This is a genomic window from Buchnera aphidicola (Eriosoma grossulariae), assembly GCF_964059045.1.
GTDB classification, from domain to species: Bacteria; Pseudomonadota; Gammaproteobacteria; order Enterobacterales; family Enterobacteriaceae; genus Buchnera_D; species Buchnera_D aphidicola_A.
In genome coordinates this window covers 567765-582313 of sequence record NZ_OZ060402.1, presented here as the reverse complement: position 1 = coordinate 582313, position 14549 = coordinate 567765, and the positions used below count along the sequence as shown (strand labels likewise).

General features: G+C 20.4%; 11 protein-coding genes and 1 tRNA gene. 6 read left to right on the top strand and 6 right to left on the bottom strand.

Translation table 11 applies throughout. From position 1 onward, the window contains the following. Positions 1–93: 93 nt before the first annotated feature. Entirely contained in the window at positions 94–585 is a 492-nt protein-coding gene (gene coaD / locus AB4W51_RS02585; RefSeq protein ID WP_367676565.1) for a pantetheine-phosphate adenylyltransferase, read from the bottom strand. A 241-nt stretch (positions 586–826) separates the two neighbouring features. On the opposite strand from coaD, the gene epmA reads away from it, so the two are divergent. Then, positions 827–1840 (top strand): elongation factor P--(R)-beta-lysine ligase, encoded by a 1014-nt coding sequence (epmA, locus tag AB4W51_RS02580; protein ID WP_367676564.1) that lies wholly within the window; start codon positions 827–829, stop codon positions 1838–1840. A 55-nt stretch (positions 1841–1895) separates the two neighbouring features. On the opposite strand, the gene AB4W51_RS02575 is transcribed toward epmA, so the two are convergent. From AB4W51_RS02575 to hslV, 3 genes are all read right to left on the bottom strand, one after another. Continuing rightward, positions 1896–2642, bottom strand: a complete 747-nt coding sequence (locus tag AB4W51_RS02575) for an FAD-binding oxidoreductase (protein WP_367676563.1) — start codon at positions 2640–2642, stop codon at positions 1896–1898. Between the two features lie 305 nt (positions 2643–2947). Next, positions 2948–4285 (bottom strand): HslU--HslV peptidase ATPase subunit, encoded by a 1338-nt coding sequence (hslU, locus tag AB4W51_RS02570; RefSeq protein ID WP_367676562.1) that lies wholly within the window; start codon positions 4283–4285, stop codon positions 2948–2950. Between the two features lie 13 nt (positions 4286–4298). Next, complete coding sequence (hslV, locus tag AB4W51_RS02565) at positions 4299–4826, bottom strand: ATP-dependent protease subunit HslV (RefSeq protein ID WP_367676561.1); 528 nt, start codon at positions 4824–4826, stop codon at positions 4299–4301. A 555-nt stretch (positions 4827–5381) separates the two neighbouring features. Between hslV and rpmE the strand changes: the two genes are divergently transcribed. Further along, complete coding sequence (rpmE, locus tag AB4W51_RS02560) at positions 5382–5585, top strand: 50S ribosomal protein L31 (RefSeq protein WP_367676560.1); 204 nt, start codon at positions 5382–5384, stop codon at positions 5583–5585. 177 nt (positions 5586–5762) lie between these two features. Here rpmE and AB4W51_RS02555 read toward each other — a convergent pair. Together AB4W51_RS02555 and orn are read right to left on the bottom strand one after the other, a co-directional pair. Further along, positions 5763–5835: transfer RNA gene (locus AB4W51_RS02555), tRNA-Gly, on the bottom strand. A gap of 55 nt (positions 5836–5890) precedes the next feature. Beyond that, positions 5891–6436, bottom strand: a complete 546-nt coding sequence (gene orn / locus AB4W51_RS02550; protein WP_367676559.1) for an oligoribonuclease — start codon at positions 6434–6436, stop codon at positions 5891–5893. Between the two features lie 1336 nt (positions 6437–7772). Between orn and pgi the strand changes: the two genes are divergently transcribed. From pgi to miaA, 4 genes are all read left to right on the top strand, one after another. Further along, positions 7773–9422: a glucose-6-phosphate isomerase gene (gene pgi, locus AB4W51_RS02545; RefSeq protein WP_367676558.1), complete on the top strand. Its 1650-nt coding sequence runs from the start codon at positions 7773–7775 to the stop codon at positions 9420–9422. Positions 9423–9887: 465 nt separating this feature from the next. Continuing rightward, the gene (locus AB4W51_RS02540) at positions 9888–11783 is read left to right on the top strand and encodes a PTS mannitol transporter subunit IICBA (protein ID WP_367676557.1); all 1896 of its coding nucleotides are present in this window, start codon (positions 9888–9890) and stop codon (positions 11781–11783) included. A gap of 97 nt (positions 11784–11880) precedes the next feature. Beyond that, positions 11881–13062 carry a mannitol-1-phosphate 5-dehydrogenase gene (locus tag AB4W51_RS02535; RefSeq protein ID WP_367676556.1) on the top strand — a complete coding sequence of 394 codons (1182 nt, stop codon included), beginning with the start codon at positions 11881–11883 and terminating at the stop codon, positions 13060–13062. Between the two features lie 426 nt (positions 13063–13488). Further along, a complete protein-coding gene (gene miaA / locus AB4W51_RS02530; RefSeq protein ID WP_367676555.1) occupies positions 13489–14460 on the top strand; it encodes a tRNA (adenosine(37)-N6)-dimethylallyltransferase MiaA in 972 nt (323 codons plus the stop codon). Positions 14461–14549 lie beyond the last annotated feature (89 nt).

Sequence of the window (14549 nt, the reverse complement as noted above, 5' to 3'; positions counted from 1 at the left end):
AAAAATAATTATTATATTTTAATAAATGATATTTTATTAATTAATTATCACTGTAAATGATAATTCATTAATATTTATTTTTAAATGATATTTTTATGTATTATTTTTTATTTTTTTATACAATGCATCTGATACATTTTTAGGGATGTAGTTTTTTAAATCACCACCATATATAGCTATTTTTTTGACCATGGAGGAAGAAATAAAAGATAAATTTTGTGATGCAAATAAGAATATACTTTCTATATTAGGATTTAAATTTTTATTTATCATTGCCATTTTTTTTTCATATTCAAAATCAGATATGGATCTAATTCCTCTAATTAATATACTTGATTTTTCATTTTTTGCTAAATTTGTTATTAGATCATTAAATCCAAAAATTTTTTTTATATTTTTTAATTTTATTGTAGTATGTTGAATTAATTTAATTCGTTCTTTTAAATTAAACATAGTTTTTTTTTTAGAATTACAATAAATTGCAATTATGATATTATCAAATATTAAAGAAATTCTTTTAATAATATCTAAATGTCCATATGTAATTGGATCAAAAGTTCCTGGAAAAATAACTTTTTTATTCATAAATATAAATTTTATTGATAATAATAAAATATTTTTATTATTTTAAATTATTAGTTAATATTCTTAATATTATTTTTAGAAATATTTTTTAATATAACATAAAAAATATTTTTTTTCTATTAGATATAAAATATAGGCATTTTTATATTTTTTGAAGATAATATTAAGAACAATTTTTATTTTTAATTTATAGGTATAGCATTTATATACTATAGTTAAATTTTTAATTTTATGGATTATTATGGAAAATAAATTATATGATTGGAAACCGACAGCAAAAATTTCTAATTTAGTTAATCGTTCTAGAATTATGACAAAAATTCGATCTTTTTTTTTAAATTTAGGAATATTAGAAATTGAAACTCCTGTTTTATCTAAATTTAGAGTCACTGATATACATTTAGAATCTTTTAAAACTTATTTTAAAAAAACAGAAAAAAAAAATAAATGTTTAAAATTTTGGTTAAATACTAGTCCAGAATATTATATGAAACGTTTAATTGCTGCTAATATTGGTGCTATATATCAAATTTGTCATAGTTTTAGAAATGGTGAAATTGGTCGATATCATCATCCAGAATTCACTATGTTAGAATGGTATCGTCCTTTATATAATATGCATGATCTTATGAATGAAGTAGAATTATTTTTAAAAACTATGTTTGATGTTGATACAGTAAAAAAAATTTCTTATCAAGATGTTTTTATAAAATATTTAGATTGTGATCCTTTTTCCTCTAATCATACAATATTGTTAGAAAAAGTAAAAAATCTAGGAGTTGAAAATTTAGTTTTATTAAATAAACATGGACAATATGAGATTAGTTCTTTATTAGAGATATTATTTGTTTTTGGTGTAGAACCAAATATAGGCCAATCTTATCCTACAATTATCTATCATTATCCTGCTTCTCAGAATAGTAACGCAATTGTTAATATTAATGATTCAAGATTAGTTGATAGATTTGAAATTTTTTTTAAAGGAATTGAATTAGGCAATGGTTGTCATGAATTAACTGATATTTGTATACAAAAAAAAAGATTTTTAAAAGATAATTCAGTACGTTTAAATTACAATTTAACAGTTGAACCAATAGATACAATATTTTTAGAATCTTTAACAAATCAAATAAATTATTATTCTGGTGTAGCAATAGGTTTAGACAGATTAATTATGATTATTTTGAAATTAAATTCTATTCGAGATGTTATTTCGTTTTCATTAGATTCATGTATTAATTCAGAATATGTATAATATATATTTTTAATATATCAATTAATAATATTTAATTTATAGATTATACTGTTATTTACCAATAATTTTCTGTAGTAATGTGTCCTGGTGATTTTCTTAAGTTTTTTTGCATATTTTTAAGGTTTTGCAATACTTTTTGTGTTTCTTTTACCATATCAGGATTACCACATAGCATTACATGAGATGTTTTAGGATCGATATTGAGTTTTATTTTTTTTTCTAAAGTATTATTTTTAATTAATATTGGAATTCTATTTTTTAAAGATTTTATTGATTGTTCTCTTGTTACAATACTTACAAATATAATTTTATTTTTATATTGTTTTTTTAATTTATATATTAAATCTAAATAATTTAAATCTTTTTTTAATCTTACAGAATAAATTAAGACAATTTTATTAAATTTATTTATCCATTTTCCTTCTTGTAAAATAGATAAGTATGGACCAATTCCAGTACCAGTGGCCATCATCCATAATATTTCGCAATTTTGTATTTCATCAATAGTAAAAAAACCGAATGAATGTTTGTTAATCATAATATTTTGATTAATTTTTAATTGATACAAATGGTTAGTAAATTTTCCGTTTGGAATTAAGTTAATATAAAATTCTAAATTAGAATTATTAGGTGCATTAACATAAGAATAAGCTCTTTGTATTTTTTTATTATCATTGATTACAGATAATTTAGCAAATTGACCTGCTGAAAATGAATTTATTGGTGCTTTTATTATTATACTAAATAGATTTTGATTCCATTTTTTAATATTAATTATTTTTCCAGTAATCCATTGATTCATATTTTTTTATATTTTTATTTTAAGTATTTTATATATTATCAAAATAAAAATATTTTTTAAATAAATTTTTTAATAATATTAATTTTGAAATAGCATTTATAATATATACATTTCATATTTATCATTGATTTAAATTTTAAAATACAATTTTAAAATTTATAATATTGTATTAATTTTTTATTTTATTTAGTATTTAACATATTATTTAAATGATATAAAATTAATAACAAAAATCAGTAAATCACCTATATTAAATTAATTTAAAATAGGTGATTTATAAATTATTTATTATTTTATATAAAAATTTATAAAATAAATTTACTAAGATCAGTATTGGATATTAATTCATCTAAATATTGACTGACATATTCAGGATTAATATTAATGATAGATTTACTGTTATTGTCAGATGCATAAAATGAAATTTCTTCCATTAATTTTTCTAGTACAGTATGTAATCTCCTAGCACCTATGTTTTCCATAGATTCGTTGACTTTCCAAGCAGCTTCTGCTATAGATCTTATTCCTTCTTTTGTAAAATTAATAGTAATTCCTTCTGTTTTAATTAAAGCTTTATATTGAACAGTAATCGAAGCATTTGGTTCTGTGAGGATTCTTTCGAAATCATCTATGGTTAAAGCTTTTAATTCAACTCTAATAGGTAAACGACCCTGTAATTCAGGAATCAAATCAGATGGAGTAGAAGTTTGAAATGCACCTGAAGCAATAAATAAAATATGATCAGTTTTTACCATTCCATGTTTTGTTGATACTGTACATCCTTCTACTAATGGTAATAAATCACGTTGTACTCCTTCTCTTGAAATATCTGCTCCTGAAGTATTATTGCCTCTTTTACATACTTTATCTATTTCATCTATGAATACGATTCCATTTTGTTCTACAGCATAGATTGCTTTTTTTTTGATTTCTTCAGGGTTTATTAATTTAGCTGATTCTTCTTCAATTAATAGCTTCATTGCATCTTTAATTTTTAATTTTCTTGTGTTTTGTTTTCTTCCGCTCAAATTTTGAAATAAAGATTGCAATTGACTTGTTAATTCTTCCATTCCAGGTGGAGCCATAATTTCTACTCCCATAGGAATAGCTGCTACATTGATTTCAATTTCTTTATCATTAAGATCACCTTCTCTTAATTTTTTACGAAATGATTGTATAGTAGATAATGGTTTTTCATTTTTTGTATTTTTATCCCAATTGTTTTTTGGAGTAGGTACAAGAACATCGAGAATTCTTTCTTCAGCTAATTCTTCTGCTTTATTGTTATTTTTTTTTATTTCTTGCATTCTAATCATTTTTATTGCAGAATCAGTTAAATCTCTAATTATAGAATCTACTTCTTTCCCTACATATCCTACTTCTGTAAATTTTGTTGCTTCAACTTTAATAAAAGGTGCATTTGCTAATTTTGCTAATCTTCTAGCAATTTCTGTTTTACCAACTCCAGTCGGACCAATCATTAAAATATTTTTAGGAGTAATTTCATGACGTAATTCATCATTTAATTGCATTCTTCTCCATCGATTTCTTAGTGCTATTGATACAGCACGTTTAGCAGAATTTTGTCCAATGATAAATTTATCTAATTCTTTGACGATTTCCTGAGGAGTCATTGCAGACATAGATTCATCCTTACTATTCGGAAGATAATTCTTTAATTGTAAAATTATGATTTGTATATATACAAATATTTGCAGCAATCGTTAAAGATTTTTTTACAATAGTTTTAGCATCTAATTGAGTATTATTTAATAATGCTCGAGCAGCTGATTGTGCATATGGACCTCCTGATCCTATAGCAATCAAATCGTCTTCTGGTTGAATAACATCTCCGTTTCCTGTGATAATTAATGAATATGTTCGATCAGCTACAGCAAGTATTGCTTCTAATTTACGTAATATTCTGTCTGTTCTCCAATCTTTAGCTAATTCAATAGCAGATCTTTGTAATTGACCTTGATACATATCTAATTTTTGTTCAAATAATTCAAACAAAGTAAAAGCATCGGCTGTTCCTCCTGCGAATCCTGCAATAATTTTATTATTATAAAGGCTACGTACTTTTTTAACATTACTTTTCATTACTGTCTTGCCTAAAGTAGCTTGTCCATCGCCACCAATGACTATTTTATTTTTAATTCTAACACTAAGGATTGTTGTCATGGTTTTTATATCTTCTTCACAGTATGATATATAGTTAAAAAAAATTAATTACTAAAATTAATTATATTTATTTAATAAAAATGATTAATTTATATAATAATAAATGTTATTTAAAATAAATATTATTATTTTGATAAATTATTTGATTTTATAGTTTTATATTATAAAAAAATTATTGACTAATTAATTTTTTAATTTTACATTGATAATGGTTCATAAATAATATTTTATATTTATTTTAAATCTTGATTTATTATCTATCAAATTAAAATGGCAATGAAATATTTTTAGGAAAAGATGATATATTATCATAATAAAAAATTATTCTTTGAATAAACTTATTTTTATTATTATAAATACTGATTATTATAGTACTGAATTAGTGAATTTTTTACTATATTTTTATTTTTTCTTTTTAATATATTAAATAATTATATATATTTTATATTTTGATTATTTTTAATATAATACAAACATAATTATAATTTACTTTCAAATGCAAATCATTTGAAAGTAAATTATAATTATGTTTGTATTATATTAAAAAGGATTATTATGAAAAAAAACATTCATCCAGAGTATTTTGAAATCACAGCAACTTGTTCTTGTGGACATATTAAAAAAATATTTTCAACTATTTCTAAAAATATTAATTTAGATGTATGTTCTCATTGTCATCCATTCTATACAGGACAACAAAGATCAGTTGATTCTGGTGGAAGAATTGAAAAATTTAATAAACGTTTTCATATGATTTAAAATAATTATTGTTGTTGTTAAATATTCTATTTGATAATATTTAACAACAACAATAATTATATTATAAAATATTATTTTAATAATATAATTTAAAAATATTTTAATTTAATTATTTTATTTTTTTAATATTAAATTATTTTAGGAAATTTAAATTTTTAAAATTTTAAAAAAATTTTTAGCGGGAAACGAGATTTGAACTCGTGACCCCAACCTTGGCAAGGTTGTACTCTACCAACTGAGCTATTCCCGCATCTTATTTTAATTATATTATATTCTAAAAATAAAATTTTTATCAAGTATTAATTTTATATTTTTATAAAATTTTTTTTATAAAATTTTAATTCTGAAATAGATTCGTAAATATCATTTAAAGCTGAATGATTATTTTTTTTATGAAAATACTTAAATATTTTTGGTTTCCATCTATAAGCTAGTTCTTTAATTGTGCTGACATCTATATATCTATAATGAAAATATGATTCTAATTTTGGCATATAGTGGTATAGAAATTTTCTATCCTGAGCAACAGTATTTCCGCAAATAGGTGAAGTATTTTTTGGTACCCATTTTTTTAAAAATTTTATAGTTTTTAATTCTGCTTTTTGTTCATGAAATTGACTATTTTTTACGAGTTCTATTAGTCCATTTTTTTTATGTATATTATAAAATTTTTTATCCATATTATTTAATTGAGATAAAGGTTGAAAAATAGGAATGACTGGACCTATATCTAGAATTTTTAATTGATTATCTGTGATTAACGTTGCTATTTCAATAATACGATCTTTTTCTGGATTTAATCCTGTCATTTCTAAATCAATCCATATTAAATTTTGTTTATTTATATTCATTTATTATTTTCTGTAATTTGATAAACAATATTAAAGATAATTTATGATTAAATTAATATAATTTTTATATTTTTATTGATTATTTTTTAAAATAACTATTGATATATTTTTTATAACTTACAAATAATTTTTTTTAGAAATATATTTTATACATTATATATTATTTCTAAATATTTTAAAAAATTAATCTATGGTAATTATTTTTTGAAGATTTTTTTTATTACAGTCTTAATCAATTAAATTTTTATAATTAAAATAATATAAATATATTAAAATATAGTTAATTGTTTGTTATTTTATAAAATTTTTTTAAGATTTTTTAAAACAATCATTTCGAAGAGTAAATATAAATATTTTTCAAAAATAAATAATTTTTAAAATATTTAATAAAAATAGAAAAATTAACAAAAATTTTAATAAAATTATTATTTTAACAAAATTAATATTCATCAAATTTAATACATAAGTGTATATTATGATTTAATATTTGTTTTTTTTTTTAATTCAATAACTGTTAAGATAGTAATATTATTAACATCTTACTATTAAGATCAAATAACTATTTTTTGTAATAAAAATTTCTATCATATTGTATAGTTAAAATTATATTTATATTATTAAATTTTTCTTGGCTTAAATGGCATTGTTGTTTAAATATTTATTAATGATCAATTTATTTAAAAATTAATTGAATTTAGTGGGTGTGTATTAAATAAATATATTTGATTTTTGTAAAATAAAAGTAAGTTATGTATGGTTTGTATTAGTTTATATTTTTAATTTTTTATCATATATTATAATTAAATTTTTATATGAAAAAAGATTAATTTTTTTTAAAAAATAATTAAAAATCTATTTTTTAAATTTTAATTGTTTTCATTTAATTCAAAATATAAAATTAATTTTTTAGGGAAAATATTCTTTTATTTCAATTATGATTGAAGGATAATTTTTCAATCATATTGATATTTTAAAATATTTTTAGAATAGTAAAAATAAAATATTGTACCAATCTGAAAAATTAAATTTTATAAAAATGAATATATTTTGTATAAATAATCTTAAATGTATAATTCATTTAATATTATTGATGATTTTTATATATATTATCTATTTAATACATTAATAATAATATTAAATGAATTATACATTATTATAAATAAATTGATATTGTTTAATAATATTAATGTATGAATTTATAGATTGAATATGTTTTATTATTTTAATAATTATTTTTGTCATGTATATCAACTTTGAATAACATGATTAATAGAATTTATTTCAATTTTTATGGAAATTTTTATTTTTTTATATACATATAATAAGAGAATGTATTATGCAATATATAGATCCAATTCACACAAAATCATGGAAAAATTTAAAAAATCATTTTCAAGATATAAAAAATGTTCATCTTAGAGATTTATTCAATCAAGATGTTGAACGTTTTAAAAAATTTTCCATTGTATTTGATAATGTAATGTTAATTGATTTTTCAAAAAATAGAATGACTGATAAAACTTTTAGAAAATTAATTTCATTGGCTTATGAGCTTAAATTAGAAGATGAAAAAAAATTAATGTTTGAAGGGCATAAAATTAATTATACAGAAAATCGTTCTGTATTACATATTGCATTACGAAATATTAAGAATAAACCAATTTATGTGAATGGCAAAAATATTATGCCTCAAGTACATTTTGTATTGAATAAAATGAAATTATTTTCTAAATTAGTAATTAATGGTGATAAAAAAGGATATACTGGGAAATCTATAACAGATATTGTAAATATTGGAATAGGAGGATCTAATTTAGGTCCTTATATGGCCACTGAAGCTTTAATTCCATATAAAAATCATTTAAAAATGCATTATGTTTCTAATTTAGATGGAACCCATATTTCTTCAGTATTAAAAATTGTTAATCCAGAAACCACTTTATTTATTATTACTTCAAAAACTTTTACTACAGAGGAAACTATGATTAATGCTTATAGTGCTAGAAATTGGTTTTTAGAACAATCTGGTAATATTAAGTATATTTCTGATCATTTTTTAGCAATCTCGATGAATTGGATTGAAGTTGAAAAATTTGGTATTCATGATAATCATTTTTTTGAGTTTTGGGATTGGGTAGGAGGTCGGTATTCATTATGGTCTTCAGTAGGTTTATCAATTATTTTATCTATAGGTTTTGATAATTTTGTGGATTTATTATCAGGAGCTCAATCTATGGATGAACATTTTTTAAACACAGATTTAGAAAAAAATATTCCAGTTATTTTAGCATTAATTGGAATATGGTATAACAATTTTTTTGGTTTTGAAACTGAAGGAATGTTTGTGTATGATCAAAATATGCATAAATTTGCTAATTATTTACAACAATGTAATATGGAATCGAATGGAAAATCTATAAACAAGAATGGAAAATTAGTAAAATGGCAAACTGGACCAATCATATGGGGTGAAGCAGGTACTAATGGTCAACATGCATTTTATCAATTATTACATCAAGGTACTAAAATAATTCCTTCTGATTTTATTATACCATTACAAACACATAATCAATTAGGTGATCATCATATAAGATTATTATCTAATTTTTTTGCTCAAACTAAAGCTTTAGCATTTGGTCAATCGGTTGATGATAACAAGAAAAAAATAATTTTAGATAAAAATGATCCAGAATTGATTGAAAAAATTATTCCTTTTAAATTATTTGAAGGTAATAGACCAACCAATTCCATTTTAATTAAGAAATTAACTCCGTATACTTTAGGATCATTGCTAGCTTTATATGAACATAAAATTTTTACTCAAGGAGTTATTTTTAATATTTTTAGTTTTGATCAATGGGGGGTAGAATTAGGAAAAGAATTAGCTTCAGAAATTTTAAGTACTTTAAAAAAAGAAAATATTGATTTATGTTATGATTCTTCGACAAATAATTTGATTCGTACATATAATGATTGGAAAAATTAAATTTTAATCAATATAAAAATATTATTTTTATAAATAATATTTTTATATTAAACATTAAAAAATATTTTATAAAAATATATATAATTATATGAATTGTTACTGTTTATAAAAAAATTATAATATTTTTAATATAAAATATCATTTTTAAATAATTAAAGGATTGATTTTTAATGTTTAGCTTTTTATTTGATTATTTAAATAATTAATTATAATTCATAAATATTTATAATGATTGTTAAATAATTTTAAGATGTGGATTTATATAAACATATAATAAAAATTATATTTATAAATATTAATCTATTTAAAAATATATTATTTGAATACAATTGATTTGTTTAAATAATACTCACATCAATGTATAATTTTTATTAATAAATATTATTTCTCTATATATTAAATTTAATATTTAATAATACATATCTATGTTTTTTAATAAAAATTATACATAAGAGTAAATATTTAATGACTACTTCATTAGAAATCAAAGTTCAAAAAATTGGTCGTTTTTTAAGTAATATGATTATGCCTAATATTAGTGCATTTATCGCTTGGGGAGTAATTTCTACTTTATTTTTACCTTCAGGGTGGATCCCAAATAAAAATTGTGAACAATTAATTAATTTAATGATCATATATTTATTACCTATTTTAGTAGGTTATACAGGTGGTAAATTAGTTGGAGGAGATAGAGGAGCAGTTGTTGGTAGTATAGCAACAGTTGGTTTAATTCTTAGTTCTTCAATGCCAATGTTATTTGGTGCTATGTTAATTGGTCCTTTAGGAGGATGGATTATTAATTTATTTGATAAAATTATACAGAATAAAATTTATTCTGGTTTTGAAATGTTGGTTAATAATTTTTCTTCAGGTATAATTTCTACTATTTTGTTATTATTATCTTTTTTTTATTTTGGTCCTTTTGTTAATTATATTTCTTATTTATTATCATGTATTATAACAAAAATGATAGAAAATAATTTATTACCATTAACAGCTATTTTTGTTGAACCAGCAAAAATTTTGTTTCTTAATAATGCAATCAACCATGGTATTTTTTCTCCTTTAGGAATTCAAGAAGTAGTAAAAAATCATAAATCTGTATTTTTTTTCATTGAATCAAATCCTGGCCCTGGCATAGGTGTTTTAGTAGCTTGGTTATTTTTAGGACCTGAAAAAATAAAAAATTCTATTAAATCGGCTATTTTTGTCCAATTTTTAGGGGGAGTACATGAGATTTATTTTCCTTATGTCTTAATTAAACCAAAATTAATTTTTTCGGTTATTTTGGGTGGCATGACAGGTATTTATGTATTAATAGTTTGCCATGGAGGATTAGTATCTACTGTTTCCCCTGGTTCAATAATATCTATTTTAGCGATGACTCCTAAAAATAATTATTTTGTAAATATTATAAGTATTTTTTTATCTTTCTTAGTTTCTTTTTTTTCTGCTTTTATAATTTTGAAAATTAATCACAATAATAAAAATAATAATTTTTTATTAAAGGATATGCATGATAAAACATGCCATTCAAGATTAAGTTATTATTCTTATATTCAAAATGAGTTTAGTAATCATACTAAATTAATCAAAAATATAGTTTTTGCATGTGATGCAGGAATGGGATCTAGTGCTATAGGTGTTGGTATTTTAAAAAGAAAATTATCTCGTGTTAATTTAGATAATATTTTAGTATGTAATTTAGCTATTAATTTATTATCTAAAAAAAATATAGATTTAGTTATTACCCATTATAAATTAACAGATAGAGCTCGTCTTCAAAAACCTAATTTAAAACATATATCGATAAAAAATTTTTTAGATCATGATTTTTATAATGATTTAGTGAAATTTTTAATCAATCACAATAAAAAATTTATTAATAATCAAATAGAAAAATCAATAATTTTAAATGAAAAAAGTCAAAAATTGTTTACCATTTCAAAGAAAAATATTTTTATTGGTCAAAAAGCATCATCTAAAATAGAAGTAATTAAATTTATTGGATCTCAATTAATTAAACAAGGCTACGTTAATTCTGAATATGTTGATGCAATGTTAGAAAGAGAAAAAATATCACCAACATGGATAGGTCAATCTATAGCTTTACCACATGGTACATTAAAATCAAAAGATTCTATTTTAAGAACAGGTATGATCTTTTGTCAATATCCTCAAGGAATTGTTTTTGGTGATAATATTGAAGATGTTGCATATATTGTAATTGGAATTGCAGCAAAAAACAATGAACACATGCAATTAGTAAACAATATTACTAATATACTAGATGATGAAAAAATAATAAAAAAATTATCACACACTAATAAAATTAAAGATATATTAAATATATTTAAATAATTATTCATAAAAAAAATTAAATTGATTATATGTATTTGTTGTTATTTTTAATAATAAGTATAATTAATTTTAAATTAATGTAATACGGAATTATTTTATGAAAGCATTACATTTTGGTGCTGGTAATATTGGGCGTGGATTTATAGGAGAGAAATTAGTTGAGTCAGGATTTGATTTAACTTTTTCAGACATTAATGAAGATTTAGTTGAGTCTATAAATTTTCATCATAAATATACTATTAAAATAATACAATCAGATAAGTTTCAAGAAAAAATTATTTCAGGTATAAAAGCTATAAATAGTAAAAATTTATCTGTATTAATTCCATTACTTTCTGAGGTGAATTTAATTACTACAGCTGTAGGATCTCATGTATTAGAATGTATTGCAGAAAATATTGCTGAAAGTGTGATATGTCGTGTAAAAAATAGAGTTAAAAACATATTATATATTATTGCATGTGAAAATATGACTAGAGGTACTAGTGTTTTAAAAAAATATGTTTTAAGGTTTTTACCTGTTCAATATCATAGTTATTTACATCAATATGTAAATTTTATAGATTCTGTAGTAGATAGAATTATTCCATCTATGTCTAATGTTAATATGGAAAGTTCATTATTAGTATTAGTAGAAGAATTTTATGAATGGATTGTTGATTCTACTCAAATAAAAGGTGTTTTTCCTAATATTATAGGTTTAAAATTCAGTAATAATTTAATTTCATTTATTGAAAGAAAATTATTTACTTTAAATACAGCTCATTCTGTTACTGCCTATTTAGGTTTATTTTTTGGATATAAAACAGTTTATAATGCAATATCTGATAATAAAATTAGAAATATTGTTTTGAATGCTATGAAAGAAAGCGGACAGGTTTTAATTAAACGTTACAATTTTAATCACGTCTTACATGATCAATATATTCATACAATTTTAAATAGATTTTCAAATTTTTACTTATCTGATAATTTAAAAAGAATAGCAAGATTTCCATTAAAAAAATTAAATCGAAATGAACGATTATTCAAACCAATTTTAGGCAATATAGAATATAATTTCTTATATAAAAATTTATCGATTGGTGTTGCATCTGTTTTGCATTATTGTGATGATCAGGATATTGAATCTCATCATATACAAAATTTAATTAAAAAAATAGGTTTAATTAATGCATTAATCAAAATTTCAGGAATAAATATGAATTATAAATTAGTACTATCAATAGTTGAGGAATATTATAATTTAATTCATTATAAATTTTTAAATAAAAATTGATTATATTATTTTGATAATTTTGATTATAAAAATATTTAATAAAATTAAATTATTTCAAAATAAATTGAATAATTATTATTAAATAATATTTTTTAATTATAATTTATATAATAATTTTAAAATATTATTTAATAAGTTTTTATTCAAGAATAAGATTTATTTAAGATTATTATTGTTTTAAATTTTGATAATTATAAATAAATATGATTTTTATTGAATTAATATTTATAATTTTTAAAAAAAAATTAAACAAATAATCAGAATAAAAATAATTTAATTATAGTATTAATTTTTCAATAATTATTAAAATAAATATTATAAATGTTATAAAAATAATAAAAATAATTAGAGATTAATCTAATTATAAAAATAATTTTAACTTTTAAATTTAATGTATTTTAATTTAACATCATTTTATGAAACAATATGAATATAAAAAAAACTCTACCAATTATAATATTTATTATGGGTCCAACTGCCAGTGGAAAAACTAAAATGGTTTTTCATTTAAGTAAAATTCTACCAATAGATATTATTAGTGTTGATTCAGGGTTAATATATAGAGATATGAATATTGGCACTGATAAACCTAGTACACAAGATTTAGTAAAATATCCTCATAAATTGGTTAATATTAGAGATCCTATAGATATTTATTCAGTAGAAGATTTTAGAAATAATGCTTTATATGAAATTAATAAAATAGTTTTTAATAAAAGGATTCCAGTCCTTGTAGGTGGAACAATGTTTTATTATAAATCATTATTACATGGTTTAGCATCATTACCCTCTACTAGTTATGTTATTCGTTCAAATCTTTATCAGAATTTTAAAGATGTTGAAAATGCTATTTTATACCAATATCTAAAAAAAATAGATAATGAAGCATCTTTGAAAATTCATCCTAATAATATTAAAAAAATATTACGGGTTATTGAAATTTTTTTAGTTTCTGGTAAAAATTTAACAACATATTTAAAGAGTGAAAAAGATTTTTATTGTTTTCCATACAAAGTATTACAGTTTTTTGTAATGCCTTTTAATAGAACAGTATTACATAATAGAATTTCTGCACGTTTTAAAAAAATGTTAGACATAGGATTTGAAGAAGAAGTCAAAAATTTATTTTATAGAGGAGATTTAAATCCTCATTTACCTTCTATGCAACGTGTTGGATATCGTCAAATGTGGTCTTATTTATCTAATAAATGTTCTTATGACGATATGATATTTCAATCTATTTGTGCAACTAGGCAATTAGCCAAAAAACAAATTACTTGGTCTAAAAAATGGGATAATTTATTTATTTTAAATAGTGAGAATTTTGATTTTTCAATAGATATTATTAGTAAGATGATATCTAAATATATTAAAAATAATTTTTTTTTTTATAAATAAAGGAATATGTTTGATAGATAACAGAATATATTAAAAATTTCACATTGTATATTTTGATTCAATACATAATTGTTACAATAATAATTATT